The following is a 13461-nucleotide window of genomic DNA, read 5'->3' as shown; positions in this document are numbered from 1 at the left end:
CTATTTAAACCAGTATAATTTCTTGTGAAAATTTAATTATAATCTTCTAATAGCGTAACACAAAGCCATGAATTATTCATGGCTTTTTTTTTTGATATTATTTGCTCATTGTGAGCAAAGTTTAAAAGATTGTGCTAGCGATTGTGGTGTGTGAGCGCGCTCGGGGTTGCAGTCATTTCGAGGAACGAAGCAATCGCATTTAGTTTGTTAGTTTTATTTACTCCTCTTTGTGGGGTACAAATTCGTAAAGATAAAATCACCGAGTTGAAAACGATACGATTGTGCTCTAAATTAAAATTGGTACTCATTGCAAACGAGCGCCAGTAGGAGTAAAAAAATAAATTTGTGCCTGCAAATGCGCTAGCACTTTCAAGCACAAATTTATCTCTAGCAGAAAATACAAACGTACGAACCCTGCAAGTGTAGTTGCGATTTAATTATGCTTATTCTGCAAGCATAGATTTACATTCTGCTGCACATTTGCGACAAGCATCAGCACATTCTTTGCAATGTTTCATGTCAGAATGTTTTTCACATTCAGTTGCACAAGCATTACAAGCGTCTTCACATTTTTTGCAAAGCGCATCAAGGTTTGAATCTGTTTTACTTGCAGCAACTAAAGCGTTGCAAGCATCAGCACAAGCGATACAAAGTTCTACGGAATGTTCCATCCCCGCTTTGCCTTTGTTTTCTGTTGAGCAAGTTTCACATGCCTCAGCACATTTTTCGCAAGCCTCAACGCAACTTTCAATTTTTTCATTTTTCATTTTTTATAATTTTAGTTTATTACTAGATTAAAATGTTATTTAAAGATAAAAAAAACATAGTAACGAATTACTTTATTTTGGAATATAGTACCTAATTCAAACTCTTGGGAAAAGAAGTTAATCTAATTCTTATAACTTTCTCGTTAACCGATTGGTTTCGAATAATATTCTATTACTTGTTGCAATTAATTTCAGCATTTCCTAATTCAGCTGATTTTTTTAAAGTAGGCAAGGCTTCATTGTATTGTCCTTGTAGAACTAGCTCTTTTGATTGTTGATTTAATTGATCTGCACTTTGTCCAGATGTTAAATGGAAAATCAGAAAAAAAATAAAAATCAAGATGTTAACCGTGTTGCAAACGCTACGATTGTGCTCTAAATTAAAATTGGCACTCGTTGCAAGCGAGCGCCAGTGGGATACTCGATTTAAAGACAATCGTTAGCGCAGTTTTGCAAACTGTGCCCATTCCAATTGGGAGCTAATATAATTCTAATAAAATTACCTCTAATTCATTTTCTAATGCAGCATAATTTCTTGCAGAACTGAAATAATAATCTTCTGGCAGCGTTACAATCTTATCTTTTACAGGATTGTTGTGAATGTAATCCATTTTTTGTTTTATAAATTTATTACTAAAGATATGTTCCGCATGATAGCCGTTTTGCCAAACTTTATATTGTTGTTCTTGTTTTAAATGGGCACAAGCTTTTTTAAAATAATCCAACATCCATTCTCTTCTGCTTTCCGGTTGTTCAATAATTGTCTGAATGATTTTTTTGGAGGTATATTTTTTAAAATCACGCATCACATCTGATAAAACAAAACCATTTGTTGCTTTACAAAGCAAATGTATATGACTGTGCATAATACAATATCCATAGATTTCTAATCCTTTTTGATTTTGACAATAGTGTAACGCTTGAATAATAATTTGTTTTTGATTTAATCGTGTAAAAACATCTATCCAGCCCACTGTAGTAATCGTTATAAAATAAGCATCTTCTGTTGTTGTGGCTTTATACTTTGTAGACATTTTTTGTTTTAAAAATAACAAAAAGCCACGAATTATTCATCGCTTTTTGTTTTATTTATATTATTTGGTCCTTGTGGGCATAGTTTGCAAAACTGCGCTAACGATTGTGGCATATCAGCGCGGTCGGGTCATTGTTGTTTATTGGCATTCGTTAGCGCAGTTTTGCAAACTGTGCCCATTCCAATTGGGAATTAATATAAACTTAATAAAATAACCTTTAATTCATTTTCTATTCCAGCATAATTTCTTGCAGAACTGAAAATCTTCTGGCAGAATAATACAAAGCCATGAATTATTCATAGCTTTTTGTTTTATTTATATTATTTGGTCATTGTGGGCACAGTTTGCAAAACTGCGCTAACGATTGTGGCATATCAGCGAGGTCGGGTTGCAAAACTGCGCTAACGATCGTGACATATCAGCGCGGTCGGGCTTAATATTTACGCCTTTTTTGTCGATTATTAGTATTAGTTGGTTCGCTAAAAGTTGTCTAATTGATTTATATATTCCCAATCCAAAAAACAAAACTGACGCAATTCCAATTGTTTTTATAAAAAAAGGACTTCTTGCTCTATAACCTGTAAAAGTTTCAGCATTCATAAACATATAGATTCCACCACCAACAAATAATAGTGAACCTATTAATAATAATAATGACTTTTTCTTATTTGAATAAATTTCAATTCTCTCCATTTTCCGATTTTGTGTTTTCTAATTATTTTCTGCTCGTTGTGGGCACAGTTTGCAAAACTGCGCTAACGATCGTGACATATCAGCGCGGTCGGGTACTCTAGCTGTTAGCAGTAGTGCTGTATAAGTTTATCTTGTTTCGACAAATGCTTTACTTCCTTTTTAATAATTCAATTCTAACCAATTCCGCTTCTGTTTGAAAACTTTTTTTATCACTGAAATATATATACATCTTCCTCAATTCAGGAGTTGAATACTTCTCTAAATGAGTCATATTATAATTATATTGTTTTTGAGCCTTATTTAATTCAGCTAGCCCATTTCTTATTCTAGTATTTCTTCTAGCTTCACCATCTTTGTACTCTTTTGAATTCTTAAAATCTTCTTTAATTTCTATCATAACTTCGCTAATATTCTTATCTGGGTAATCATATCCAGCAGAATAATTATAACCCAAGACTTTTTCATATTCTTCAAGGTATTCACTTTTAATATCAGTTGAATATAAGGTGTAGTCCTTGTTTTCATTATAACATTTAATCACGTAATCTTTATATTTAATCTTAAAATTTTCGACAAAGGAAATGTTGAAATTTTTTTTCTCATCCTTTTTTCTAGATATTTCAGCATTATAAGATGCCATTTTTTCTTTGTTTTTTGGGGTCAGGTATTCCTCATCTTCTTTAGACCAATTGTAGTTGTAGCTATCTGATGTTACATATATTGTACTATACTCTTCTACCAATCTATTCAAAGTAGAAATTTTACTGTCTAATTTCAACTTTGCTTTTCCAAGGTTAATTGCTAATTCGTATTCAATTTTCTTAATGCTGTCTGATTTACGTTTATTAATACGTGCTTCAGTCCAATCTAAAGCTTCTTGTTGAGATTTACTCACACTTTTACCTTGAGCTAATCGTTCTTTAGCTTTAATAGTTTTAAAATACATTTTTGTTTCTAAATCTTCCTGAGCTTTTTTCTTCAATTCTATTTGATCATAATATCCTCCTGGTGCATACGCACCCAATGCCTGAGCTGATGAAATCAGAGAAAAAGTTAATAATGTAATTGATAATAATGTTTTCATAAATTTTTAGTTTAAGGTTAAGGAAGATATTACAGATTAAATTTTAAATTAAACCAAAAATCCTATTAGCATCTGAGTCATTCTTTGTCTTCTGATCTTTTTTTGTATAAGTTGTTGCAATTGTTTTGTCAATCAATTTATAATTATGCTTTTTTATCAGTTCAATGGGTTTTACAAATTTTATATTGCTTGCGAGAATCAAAACATCGACATTCAAAATATGATATTCTTTTATTATTCTTGTTGTTACAGTAGAATAATCTCCCATCGTAAAGAATGCGACTCTTAAATCTTTATACTTTACAATATCTGAGAAATCTTCGAATTTTGGATTACCTTCTGTTTTTTTACACATAGACTCCCCTTTATTACCAAGAATTTTAAGGTAAACGATAGTTAATGTTTCGGTTTTTCCACAATTGTCTTTTCCTCTTAAAGCTATAATTTTCATTTTACTTATTTGGATTATTTGAAATATTCAATAGAGTTCGTCTGGTGCATTACTGCTAACTAGTATATATCCGCTATAAAGTAGCGACTATTATAGGGGGTATAACCAAAAGTATCAATATACTTAATATAAAAAAGGTCGAAAAAACCAATGAAATCAAGGGTTAATAATAAAAAGGTTTAAAATCCTACTATAAACGAAAAGTACATTTACTACCATTTAAGTACCATTTAATAAACCATTTTAAACACTTTAAATACTACAACTACCATTATCTCTAGTGTAACACGCACATACTACCGTTAAAGCCTTAAAAATAACGTTTTTCTTTATATAACACACCGTTTAAAACACTATTTAAACGGTTTTTTTATGCCTTCAAATGATTGAGTGATCTATTAAGTGTAAAGTAGGTATATTTTGTTTTGTGAGTATGTTTACACGTATGTTTGTGCGTATGTTTTTAGTCTAAAAAGCAATTATAAAAACAGGGATAAACACATAAAAACGCAACTAAAAAGTATTAAACAACCATATAGGCATGGGGATAATGCCTATATAAAACTATATAAATAACTATTAAGTAGTTAAAAATGAGTTATTTGGATGTTTTTTTGATTAATTCAGGTGTTGATTCAGCCACATTACTGTAAAGAAATGTTTCTTTCTGCGCGTACTTCAATTCAGAAAGCTCTTTTTCAAGAGTTTTGACTTTAAACTTCAATCCTTCAATAATTTCAAGTCTTGCTTCAGCAAGTTCTTTGTAGTTGATATTGTCTTGGGCAGCTTCAGTTTGTAAAGCAGCCTTAAACATGGGGTCTTTTCCAGTAAGTAGCCATTCTGGGTTAATATTTAAACATTTTGTGTATATTAATTGAGCGTCAAATGTGTTTCTTTTCTTCCAATTTGATAAAACTTGAGAAGATATGCCCAATAAACTAGCAAACTCAATGTCTTTATTAAGTTTATAGTAATTCTGTATCATATTAAGCATCATAGTTTTATCCATAATATTAAAATTAAATTAAACAATTTGTGTAAAATATTTTTTTATTTACACAAAGTGTTTATATATTTGCATTAACAACGAAACAAAGATATATAAATAATTGATTTGCTATGACATTAGAAGATATAAAAGAGAAAATACAGTACGGCGACTACATCACGCTGGGCAAAATGTTCAATCTGCCAACAGCTACTGTAAAAAGTAGGTTTTTGAGAGGTAACGAAAAAGCGGCGGAGGCAATGACTAAAATTATTATTGCACGCGAAAAAGTTATCGAGGAATTTAGACAACAACTCATCGAGGAATTTAAAGAATTTATAAACTAAAAAAGTTATGGAAATTACATTTCAACTACAGCCGGACATTCAAATTCCAAATTATTTATATAATGAAGCTGCCGAATTATTTCTAAGTCATTTAGAAAAAGGCTACGAAGAGCTACTGTTGAAAGGTGGTAATTCTCCTTTGACTTTGAAAGACAAACGGCAAATGAAAAATAGTCGTAAGGTCTTTCTTCGTCCCTTAAATCATTTAGGTCGTAGCTGTCCTTTATATTATAAAAAGCGCACAGGGATTTATAGTGACCAACAAGTGCGTCAAAGTCAGGCTTTGCACACTCCACATTAAAAGAGATTTTGCAATCAAAGGGTTTTAAATCAGCTCTTACATTTTTTTTCATATTACTATTATTTATAAGTGAGAAGATAAATATAGTAATTATCCCCGACACAGGTTTGTCACTCATTGTGATTGATGAGTAAGTGCAAGGTTCAAGTCCTTGGTCGGGACTAATAATCAATCATTATGTTTGAATTTCATCAAAATACTCTTTGCGTTGTAAACAATTGGCTTTGGAAAGAAGAAATTATCAAAAAAGATAATTTTGACAGGCTATGTAAAGACGGAAAAATAAAAAGGATTCGTGAAGCTGGAGGCTTAAATAACTTTGGATTATCCGCCTACGAGTCTATTCCTGACCGTTTCAAAAAGTTAATTCGTGAAAAAGTGGGTGATCCTTATGCAAGTGTGAAAAATATTGTTTTTGGCGACTACATGGAATGGGACCACACAGCCGAACACTATTTTAGAGATTATCTCCTTGACAACGGCGCACATCTTCCTGAAGAAAAGCAAAAGGAGTACACACATCAGGCCGTAATGTTCAACGCCGTTAAGCATATTGCCAACAATGTATTAGTGCAAAAGCGATTTGGCGGTAAGAAACAAATGTGGGACCGAATGCTCGAAGCGATTGGAAACTTACCTGAAACTTGGTTACACACTCGCTACAAAAATGTAGTTTCCTTCAAGCGAGCAATCCATAAATACGAAGAGGAAGGTTACAGTTCAATCGTTTCGGGAAAATGGATGAACTCCAACCCTTCAAAAATTGTGGATGAAGTAGCCGATTTCGTTTTGTCACAGTACTGTCTTCCTGTAAAGTATACCATTTCCGAAGTACTAAAAATTTATGAATCAGTACGGGAAGCTAAAGGATGGAAAAGTCTAAGCGAGCGTGCTGTAGGAGCTTGGCTTGATAAAACAGAGCAAAAAAGAATTTGGATGTTAGCTCGTGACGGTAAGGACGAATACATGAAGCACTTTGGGCATACCGTAACTCGTAACCGTTCTGAATGGTTCCCTAATGCGTGGTGGGCAATTGATGGTACTAAACTGGATTTAGTACACTTTGCAAACAACAAACAAAAGATGGCTGCCGAACTTAAAATAAATGTTGTTTTTGACGTGTACAGCGAAAAAATCATCGGTTGGGACATTGCTTACTCTGAAAATCACGCTTCGCACTTTAGAGCCGTTAAAATGGCTGTAGGAGAATCAGGATGCAGACCATTCTTATTCACTTATGATAAGCAATCAGGTCACACTTCAGGCAAAATGCAAAATTTGTACGATAGACTGCCAGTAAATGGACATCATTACAGCCATAAAGTAGGGCGTAAATCGTCACCGGCGGAACAAATTTTTAACCGCTTACAACAACAGGTTATTTCTAAAATGTGGTTCTCGGATAAACAAGGTATCAAGGTAAGAACCGCAACTAATAAGCCTAACACGGATTTCATTGTGGAGTATAAAACAGCCTTGCCAACAGTTGATCAATTCAATAAAATATTTCAAGCTCTTGTTAATAAATGGAACTCAGGAAAACAAGAAGATTGGGAGTACAATAGAATCGAAATGTACAACCAAGAAACGGAGCATAGAGAAGAAATTGACATCATGGATCAATTATCAATGTTCTGGATTGACGAAACGAAAGTAAAGAAATACTACGCTCACGGAATGCCTCTTACAGTTGAAGGAAAAGATTACATCTATGAGGTTTACGACGAAAACAATCAAGTTGATTTGGATTTCAGAAGAAAGTTTGTTGGAGAAAGTCTAATTGTCAGATATGATCCGGAGCGACTAGATGACTTCATAGGATTATACGAGCTTACACCATCAGGAGAAAAACGATTTGTTGCCTATGCACAATCTAAACGTATGCACGAGTCAATTCCAGTGTTAATGAAAGATAATTCAAAAGCACTATTACTTCAAGATGTTGCCGTTCGTGATGCTGAGTTAAAACGCGACCAAGAAGCCTACGAACGATTGATCAATAGAACAGGCATATCAAGAGAAAGCCTAATCGAAGAGCAGGAACTCATGGTCAAGTTTCAAGGGCATCTACCCAAAGAAGAGCAAATGGAAACTGACTCTAGCGCATTTCACTCTCGTTTTAACAAATACTAAAAGTATTTAAAACCATTTAAAAACTGTTTAAACCCCTATTAAATATACAAAAATGACACAACAAGACAAATTAACAATCGTAGAAAATTTAGAGCTGTATATCGCTCAAAAAGGGTCTCAAAATAAAGTTGCAGCCGAAATGAAATCGGTATCAGCCGCAACACTTTCACAAATGCGTAATCACAACTGGGATAATATAGCTCTCGAAATGTGGCGTAAAGTTGGTGCTTTTCTAGGTGTAGGAACAAAAGAATGGCAGTTTGCCGAAACCAAAAACAGCACTGAATTATTAGAGTTTTTTAAAGATGCTCAATCAGATGCGCTTGTATTAGCTATTACAGGTAATGCGGGAAGTGGTAAAACAGCAACAGCAAAAAAATACGAGTCAGAAAATCAAAATGTGTTCCGTCTGTCTTGTAATGAGTATTGGGATAGAAAATGGTTTTTGCGTGAGCTACTTTCTAAGATGGGAAAAGAAACTGACGGCATGACAATGCCTGAAATGATGCACAAAGCAGTTCTTACCTTAAAATCATCAGCACATCCTTTAATCATCTTGGATGAAGCGGACAAACTAGCCGATGCAGTACTACTATTTTTTATCACACTGTACAATGAGCTTGAAGGACATTGCGGCATCATCATTATGGCAACTCAATACCTTGAAAAACGCATCCGTCGAGGAATAGCACAACAAAAGAAAGGATATCGCGAAATCTACAGCCGTGTAGGACTTCGATTTATAGAATTAGAACCCACAACTTACGCCGATGTTAAGGCGGTTTGCCTCGCTAATAGCCTAACAGATGAAAACACTATAAGAGCTATTTCAAAAGATTGTGATAGTGACATCAGAAGAGTTAAAAGATTAGTATTCGCTAATAAAAGAGCTTCCAATGGAATTTAGATACCACCCAATTATCGAAAACCTTAAAGTTAGTGAGGATGGAAGCCAAATTTTAAGGGACGGACAACCCGTAATAATTGCAAGTGACCATCCTGAGCACATGAGAAACCCTCGAAAATTAGTGCGTTTTGGCAAAAAGAATGTCACCGTCATAAGATTAGTTTGTGAAGCATGGCATGGAATAGCACCAACCGGTGAACATGCAGCCAGAAGAGTTGACGAAGCTAAAGGTGATCATTACAGTAATTTATTTTGGGGCAAAAAAGGAATGACGCTCAGTTCTGCAAAAGGAGTGGTTCAACCCACAGTCAAAATGACACCAGAAGTATATGCTAATGTAATGAAGCGAAGTAAAAAAGAATCAATAAGAGCCATTTTAAAAGAATTGGATATATCCGAAAATAGATTTTATCAATACCGAAAAAAGCATGTCAAAAAAGATTAATAGGGCTTACTCAGTATCAAACGTTCTTTCAAAAAAATTCAATCCTTTAGACTTCTCAGGCGAATGGGAAGCCACACTAGGAAAACCGGACAAAGCTTTTTCTGCCATTATTTGGGGTGGTACCACAAATGGAAAAACAGAGGCAGCAATGAAGTTTGCGAAGTACCTGACCAATTTTGGAAAAGTAGCTTATGACTCTTTAGAGCAAGGCCTTTCGTCAACGATTCAAAAAGCATTGATAAGGAATCACATGGACACTTGCGGGAACTCATTCATACTCCTAGATCGAGAACCATTTGATGACTTGATTGTAAGGATGGGTAAACCAAAATCGCCCGATTTCCTTTTTATAGATTCCGTCCAGTACACAAGGATAACTAAAGCTCAATATTACCAGCTCAAGGAGTTGATGCTTAAAAAAGGAAAAGGAATTATTTGGATTTCGCAGGCGAAAGGAAGTTTGCCAAAAGGAGCACTGGCTGATGATATAATGTTTGACGTCGATTTGAAATTATGGGTAGAGGGATTCAAATTATTCCCTGACGGAAGGTTAAACGGTGGTGGTGAGCCATTCGTTATATGGGCTCAAAGAGCTGCAAGATATTGGAAAGAAATCATTTAAAACAACAGCAAAATGAAAACAACGATCACAAAGAAATCAGAATTAGAAACCTTAGAACAATTGTTTAATCAAGCGCCGGACGAAAACTCTTTCATGTTTGCTTTATGGATGTTCTGGTGCGAAAGTGTAACGATCACCTCAAGGGAATTTCAGCAAGTATTAGCAGATAGAAGCGTAAATAATTGGTTTTTGACTGAATTACTAAAAGAGGAAAAGGAATGTTCAATGCTACTCCTGGAGTATAAAGATGCTTCCCAAGATGATAAGAATAAACTGTATCTAAAATGCATTTACAAACTGTTTTCCAGATTCCCACTGTCTCTTTTGCAAACTGCTAAAAAACGGGAGATTAAACCCCAAACCACAAGAGTTGCGGGGCACAAAATAGAATTTTCAATTATAAATCAAAATTAACAATGAGTCCACAGCATCGAAAAAATAAAATAGCAGAGCTCGAGCAATGGTTAAGAGATAATCCCAACCACGCGAACCGGACGATAATAGAAACGGATTTGCGCAAGCTAAAAGACCAACAGCAAGGCAGAACCTTCGAGCGTGACACCTTCGATTTAAGAAACCATAATTTCCACGCCCATGACTAACGAAGACATATACCAACGCCTCGAAGATTTACACAACGTACTCGTGTATTGCTCTGATTTGCAAAAACAAGGTCGCATTCATGTTTTTAAAAATGGGGAACGCATTTGCATCAATCAGGAGCGTGGCGCACTGCTTTCTCAATTGAGTCACGCCAACAACGAAGTGTTTAGCCACGAAGTGCGAGAATATAAAATACCTGTAGGTATTGAGGTAAAAATCAAGTTCACCATCGATAAGATACACGCCACGGGATGGGGCGGTTTTTCCTCCGATATAATTTTAAAGTAATTATGGGCCAATTCACTCAAGAAGAAATCGACAAAGCACTTGTTGAAATAGAAACTTTAGACCGCTACACGATGTGTAAGTATTGGCGGTTTGCACCTCCCGGAACTGAAATATATTTCAGGAGTGACTTACCAACCGGTAACGCTTTTCATAAACGGCTTTTCGTGGAGCTGGGAGGCTTTACTCCCGAAATCAGTAAACAACTAGGACATTAATAATAAATAACAATTATGAAAATTACCCACACATCAAAAGACCCTATATGGGTTGACGAATCAGGAATATCTATTCCGTTAAACCGGATTACACCAACCGAAAAGTTATTTGAACGCTCGTCAGCTAAACTATTGAAAGATGCCAATATATTGAATAAAGGCTTAGCTGACTTCAAGAAATTAATTCAAAAATTATCAGCGGAAGCTTATCAAGCATTTATGGCATCGAAAGATATTACTAAAGAGACCAAAGGGAATTTTACTTGGTTCAATTTCAATAGAAGTATCAAAATTGAAATGGCCAACTCAGAACCAATAAAATTTGATGATTTGACAATTTTGGCAGCAAAAGACTATTTAGATCAGTTTTTAAACGAAAACATTGATAGTAAAAATGAGTTCGTGAAGGATATGATTAAAGATGCTTTTTCAACTCAAAGAAATGGTCAACTAGATGTTAAACAAGTACTAAAAATTACAAAATATAAAGTGCGTGTTAATAACGATCTGTTTACAAAAGCTTGTGATTGCATCATTGAGGCTGTTAGACGTCCCTCATCTAAAACCTATTATCGAGTTTGGATTAAAGATGATATAGGCCAATACCAGAATATTGATTTAAATCTTTCTAGCATTAATGCCACCGAGTAACGACCACAGTACAGTACTACTATTAGCAATCTTGCTAATAGTACTCAACGGGAAAGCCATCGTTGAATATGTGTTATGGCTAAGATTTAAAATAAGAACCACTTTTAAACAAAGGGAAAATGAGCGTAACAATCAAGCCAATAACGGATCACGAACAATACGAGGTTAACGGTCATTTAGTCTATAAAGACAGTTTGGATAACTGGACATGCAAACACGATTTGTCCAGTAAAGAGTTAACCGCATTTAGAAATTACCAAAAATTAGTAATCAATAACAAAGCCTTTAAAAAACACACCAAGGCAACATATCAAATTTAACTGGTTAGTTAATTCGGTTTCCCGTGTAACTCAGTTGGTAGAGTGCCTTAAGTGGCTGGTCGTAGGTTCAAATCCTACCATGGGAGCAAATTTAAAACAACAACAAAATGGCAGATTTTAACAAAGAGAAAGTACTAGACGAATTATTAGCAATTTTTAACCTGAACAAAAATCCAACTTTTTCAGAGCAAATGAAGTCAATGCAAACGGCTCAGAACTATTTAGAAGTAATTCACTTGGAAAGCTTCCAGAAAGGATTAGAAGCCGGACTTAAAAAAATAGACATAGAAAATGACAACAACTAAATCACCATATCTATTCGAGGGACAAGGTTCCGCAATAGATGACTACAACGCCCCAAAAAAGCAATTGCAAACCATTGTGCAAGGTGGCAGAACCTACAGCAAAAGCAACTGGGGATTGTTTGATAAATATAACCAACAACACCTAACAGTATTAGCAAGACTTCGAGAAGCGCAATGGGTTATAAAATCCGAAACGCATAGAAGCGGAGAAGTTCCAGATACGCTAAGATTTAGCGAGTTTTTAAAGAGTGATAAGTCACCTGTTAATAAGCCATTAAAAAAGATGGAACCGAAAGAGGTTTCCAAAATAATAGTTGCATTAGAAGGCATCGTAAAATCAACACACAAATAATGAAAAAGTTTTTAAACGCAATTTTCTACAGCATTCAAAAAAAGTTAAACGGCGGTAAAAGATGCTGCCCAAATGAAACAACATGGAGGTAATGGCAATAAATATTCTTATAGGTATAGGACTAGTTATACTAGCATCAATTGGTTTTCTTACGGGTCTTTTTGTTGGAATTGCCAGCGCATTAGATGTTATGGATAAAGATCATCAATTAGAAAATGAAATAGATAATGACCGGTATTGTGCCGAGTATAGGGATTCTGAAAAACTTTATTGTTTTGATTGTGAAATTGAAATGCCTGTAAAAGTTAAAAACGGGCGTATGTATTGCTCTAATTGCGGATTGCCTCACTAAAATGGAAAAGTATAGCATCACGGTAGTTTGTCCCCACGACATCGCCGAAATAAGAGTACTAGAAAGTGTCGCTACCTGTGAAACAACAGTACTAGTTTGTACCGAATGTGGCGAAGAATTAGAAAAACCTAAAACAGAATGTTAATGATACTAAATCCAATAAACGCTAAACTTTCAATAGATCAGATTGTAGCTCTTGAGTCAATGATGTGCAGTCTTGAAAAGTACAAACCGAAAAGCATTGAGGAAAAAGTGACTTACTCCGTGATAATTGATTTGTCCGACAAAATAAGTAAGCCATACAATAAAATCATAAAAAGTACGGACTTGTTTAGCTCTGATAAAAAAGTAAAACTACAATTGAAGTTTCACGAAGCCTTTGCACTTATCGGTTTTATTAATATGCACTTAAAATCGCTAAATAAAGAGTCAAAGCCACATAATGATTTATTACAAATCAGCTTATTTCTTCAAGAACAATTTGCAAAATATTAAGCCATGTATCTCAATAAGAAAAAAAAGAAACCCGATACTAAAAATGAAAGCATTTTTGAAATGGAAAAAAGGCTACGTAACGAAGCTTTAAATATTTCAAAAACATTC

Annotated in this window: 22 protein-coding genes and 1 tRNA gene; 17 read left to right on the top strand and 6 right to left on the bottom strand. The window is 34.5% G+C overall.

Features of this window, described 5'->3' with window-relative positions; all coding sequences use genetic code 11:
- Positions 1–443: 443 nt before the first annotated feature.
- From ACFX5E_RS11770 to ACFX5E_RS11745, 6 genes are all read right to left on the bottom strand, one after another.
- Positions 444–767, bottom strand: coding sequence for a four-helix bundle copper-binding protein (locus ACFX5E_RS11770; RefSeq protein WP_379855353.1), 324 nt, complete (start codon positions 765–767; stop codon positions 444–446).
- A 479-nt stretch (positions 768–1246) separates the two neighbouring features.
- Positions 1247–1801, bottom strand: a complete 555-nt coding sequence (locus ACFX5E_RS11765) for an REP-associated tyrosine transposase (protein WP_379855352.1) — start codon at positions 1799–1801, stop codon at positions 1247–1249.
- A gap of 357 nt (positions 1802–2158) precedes the next feature.
- Entirely contained in the window at positions 2159–2494 is a 336-nt protein-coding gene (locus ACFX5E_RS11760; RefSeq protein ID WP_379855351.1) for an STM3941 family protein, read from the bottom strand.
- 148 nt (positions 2495–2642) lie between these two features.
- A complete protein-coding gene (locus ACFX5E_RS11755; RefSeq protein WP_379855350.1) occupies positions 2643–3578 on the bottom strand; it encodes a hypothetical protein in 936 nt (311 codons plus the stop codon).
- A gap of 43 nt (positions 3579–3621) precedes the next feature.
- Positions 3622–4029 (bottom strand): hypothetical protein, encoded by a 408-nt coding sequence (locus ACFX5E_RS11750; protein WP_379855349.1) that lies wholly within the window; start codon positions 4027–4029, stop codon positions 3622–3624.
- 598 nt (positions 4030–4627) lie between these two features.
- On the bottom strand, positions 4628–5038 hold the full coding sequence (locus ACFX5E_RS11745; protein WP_379855348.1) for a helix-turn-helix domain-containing protein: 411 nt from the start codon (positions 5036–5038) through the stop codon (positions 4628–4630).
- Positions 5039–5148: 110 nt separating this feature from the next.
- On the opposite strand from ACFX5E_RS11745, the gene ACFX5E_RS11740 reads away from it, so the two are divergent.
- The 17 genes from ACFX5E_RS11740 (at position 5149) to ACFX5E_RS11660 (ending at position 13353) form a co-directional block, all read left to right on the top strand.
- A complete protein-coding gene (locus tag ACFX5E_RS11740; protein WP_379855347.1) occupies positions 5149–5364 on the top strand; it encodes a hypothetical protein in 216 nt (71 codons plus the stop codon).
- Between the two features lie 7 nt (positions 5365–5371).
- The gene (locus ACFX5E_RS11735) at positions 5372–5665 is read left to right on the top strand and encodes a hypothetical protein (RefSeq protein ID WP_379855346.1); all 294 of its coding nucleotides are present in this window, start codon (positions 5372–5374) and stop codon (positions 5663–5665) included.
- A 177-nt stretch (positions 5666–5842) separates the two neighbouring features.
- Positions 5843–7798, top strand: a complete 1956-nt coding sequence (locus ACFX5E_RS11730; protein WP_379855345.1) for a hypothetical protein — start codon at positions 5843–5845, stop codon at positions 7796–7798.
- A 52-nt stretch (positions 7799–7850) separates the two neighbouring features.
- A complete protein-coding gene (locus ACFX5E_RS11725; RefSeq protein WP_379855344.1) occupies positions 7851–8705 on the top strand; it encodes an AAA family ATPase in 855 nt (284 codons plus the stop codon).
- A complete protein-coding gene (locus ACFX5E_RS11720; protein ID WP_379855343.1) occupies positions 8695–9150 on the top strand; it encodes a hypothetical protein in 456 nt (151 codons plus the stop codon). Before ACFX5E_RS11725 ends, ACFX5E_RS11720 begins: the two co-directional genes overlap by 11 nt.
- Complete coding sequence (locus ACFX5E_RS11715) at positions 9134–9772, top strand: hypothetical protein (RefSeq protein WP_379855342.1); 639 nt, start codon at positions 9134–9136, stop codon at positions 9770–9772. Before ACFX5E_RS11720 ends, ACFX5E_RS11715 begins: the two co-directional genes overlap by 17 nt.
- A 12-nt stretch (positions 9773–9784) precedes the next feature.
- A complete protein-coding gene (locus ACFX5E_RS11710) occupies positions 9785–10186 on the top strand; it encodes a hypothetical protein (protein WP_379855341.1) in 402 nt (133 codons plus the stop codon).
- Positions 10187–10366: 180 nt separating this feature from the next.
- Positions 10367–10663 (top strand): hypothetical protein, encoded by a 297-nt coding sequence (locus ACFX5E_RS11705; protein ID WP_379855340.1) that lies wholly within the window; start codon positions 10367–10369, stop codon positions 10661–10663.
- Between the two features lie 2 nt (positions 10664–10665).
- Positions 10666–10878, top strand: a complete 213-nt coding sequence (locus ACFX5E_RS11700) for a hypothetical protein (protein ID WP_379855339.1) — start codon at positions 10666–10668, stop codon at positions 10876–10878.
- A gap of 15 nt (positions 10879–10893) precedes the next feature.
- Complete coding sequence (locus ACFX5E_RS11695) at positions 10894–11529, top strand: DUF3164 family protein (RefSeq protein ID WP_379855338.1); 636 nt, start codon at positions 10894–10896, stop codon at positions 11527–11529.
- Between the two features lie 119 nt (positions 11530–11648).
- Entirely contained in the window at positions 11649–11849 is a 201-nt protein-coding gene (locus tag ACFX5E_RS11690; protein WP_379855337.1) for a hypothetical protein, read from the top strand.
- 19 nt (positions 11850–11868) lie between these two features.
- A tRNA-OTHER gene (locus ACFX5E_RS11685) sits at positions 11869–11935 on the top strand.
- Between the two features lie 21 nt (positions 11936–11956).
- The gene (locus ACFX5E_RS11680; protein WP_379855336.1) at positions 11957–12154 is read left to right on the top strand and encodes a hypothetical protein; all 198 of its coding nucleotides are present in this window, start codon (positions 11957–11959) and stop codon (positions 12152–12154) included.
- Positions 12141–12506, top strand: coding sequence for a hypothetical protein (locus ACFX5E_RS11675; RefSeq protein ID WP_379855335.1), 366 nt, complete (start codon positions 12141–12143; stop codon positions 12504–12506). The genes ACFX5E_RS11680 and ACFX5E_RS11675 overlap by 14 nt, the downstream gene beginning before the upstream one ends.
- A 91-nt stretch (positions 12507–12597) precedes the next feature.
- Positions 12598–12858: a hypothetical protein gene (locus ACFX5E_RS11670; RefSeq protein ID WP_379855334.1), complete on the top strand. Its 261-nt coding sequence runs from the start codon at positions 12598–12600 to the stop codon at positions 12856–12858.
- Position 12859: 1 nt separating this feature from the next.
- A complete protein-coding gene (locus tag ACFX5E_RS11665) occupies positions 12860–13003 on the top strand; it encodes a hypothetical protein (RefSeq protein WP_379855333.1) in 144 nt (47 codons plus the stop codon).
- Complete coding sequence (locus ACFX5E_RS11660; protein WP_379855332.1) at positions 13003–13353, top strand: hypothetical protein; 351 nt, start codon at positions 13003–13005, stop codon at positions 13351–13353. Before ACFX5E_RS11665 ends, ACFX5E_RS11660 begins: the two co-directional genes overlap by 1 nt.
- Positions 13354–13461: the final 108 nt, after the last annotated feature.

This window comes from Flavobacterium xylosi (genome assembly GCF_042787345.1).
In the GTDB taxonomy this organism is placed as follows: domain Bacteria; phylum Bacteroidota; class Bacteroidia; order Flavobacteriales; family Flavobacteriaceae; genus Flavobacterium; species Flavobacterium xylosi.
The sequence above is the reverse complement of the archived record's forward strand: the minus strand, read 5'-3'. Positions and strand labels throughout refer to the sequence as shown.

Bases quoted from the DNA above. Each gene is read 5' to 3' on its own strand.
- ACFX5E_RS11770 (WP_379855353.1), bottom strand. From the start codon at position 767: ATGAAAAATGAAAAAATTGAAAGTTGCGTTGAGGCTTGCGAAAAATGT.
- ACFX5E_RS11765 (WP_379855352.1), bottom strand. From the start codon at position 1,801: ATGTCTACAAAGTATAAAGCCACAACAACAGAAGATGCTTATTTTATA.
- ACFX5E_RS11760 (WP_379855351.1), bottom strand. From the start codon at position 2,494: ATGGAGAGAATTGAAATTTATTCAAATAAGAAAAAGTCATTATTATTA.
- ACFX5E_RS11755 (WP_379855350.1), bottom strand. From the start codon at position 3,578: ATGAAAACATTATTATCAATTACATTATTAACTTTTTCTCTGATTTCA.
- ACFX5E_RS11750 (WP_379855349.1), bottom strand. From the start codon at position 4,029: ATGAAAATTATAGCTTTAAGAGGAAAAGACAATTGTGGAAAAACCGAA.
- ACFX5E_RS11745 (WP_379855348.1), bottom strand. From the start codon at position 5,038: ATGGATAAAACTATGATGCTTAATATGATACAGAATTACTATAAACTT.
- ACFX5E_RS11740 (WP_379855347.1), top strand. From the start codon at position 5,149: ATGACATTAGAAGATATAAAAGAGAAAATACAGTACGGCGACTACATC.
- ACFX5E_RS11735 (WP_379855346.1), top strand. From the start codon at position 5,372: ATGGAAATTACATTTCAACTACAGCCGGACATTCAAATTCCAAATTAT.
- ACFX5E_RS11730 (WP_379855345.1), top strand. From the start codon at position 5,843: ATGTTTGAATTTCATCAAAATACTCTTTGCGTTGTAAACAATTGGCTT.
- ACFX5E_RS11725 (WP_379855344.1), top strand. From the start codon at position 7,851: ATGACACAACAAGACAAATTAACAATCGTAGAAAATTTAGAGCTGTAT.
- ACFX5E_RS11720 (WP_379855343.1), top strand. From the start codon at position 8,695: ATGGAATTTAGATACCACCCAATTATCGAAAACCTTAAAGTTAGTGAG.
- ACFX5E_RS11715 (WP_379855342.1), top strand. From the start codon at position 9,134: ATGTCAAAAAAGATTAATAGGGCTTACTCAGTATCAAACGTTCTTTCA.
- ACFX5E_RS11710 (WP_379855341.1), top strand. From the start codon at position 9,785: ATGAAAACAACGATCACAAAGAAATCAGAATTAGAAACCTTAGAACAA.
- ACFX5E_RS11705 (WP_379855340.1), top strand. From the start codon at position 10,367: ATGACTAACGAAGACATATACCAACGCCTCGAAGATTTACACAACGTA.
- ACFX5E_RS11700 (WP_379855339.1), top strand. From the start codon at position 10,666: ATGGGCCAATTCACTCAAGAAGAAATCGACAAAGCACTTGTTGAAATA.
- ACFX5E_RS11695 (WP_379855338.1), top strand. From the start codon at position 10,894: ATGAAAATTACCCACACATCAAAAGACCCTATATGGGTTGACGAATCA.
- ACFX5E_RS11690 (WP_379855337.1), top strand. From the start codon at position 11,649: ATGAGCGTAACAATCAAGCCAATAACGGATCACGAACAATACGAGGTT.
- ACFX5E_RS11680 (WP_379855336.1), top strand. From the start codon at position 11,957: ATGGCAGATTTTAACAAAGAGAAAGTACTAGACGAATTATTAGCAATT.
- ACFX5E_RS11675 (WP_379855335.1), top strand. From the start codon at position 12,141: ATGACAACAACTAAATCACCATATCTATTCGAGGGACAAGGTTCCGCA.
- ACFX5E_RS11670 (WP_379855334.1), top strand. From the start codon at position 12,598: ATGGCAATAAATATTCTTATAGGTATAGGACTAGTTATACTAGCATCA.
- ACFX5E_RS11665 (WP_379855333.1), top strand. From the start codon at position 12,860: ATGGAAAAGTATAGCATCACGGTAGTTTGTCCCCACGACATCGCCGAA.
- ACFX5E_RS11660 (WP_379855332.1), top strand. From the start codon at position 13,003: ATGATACTAAATCCAATAAACGCTAAACTTTCAATAGATCAGATTGTA.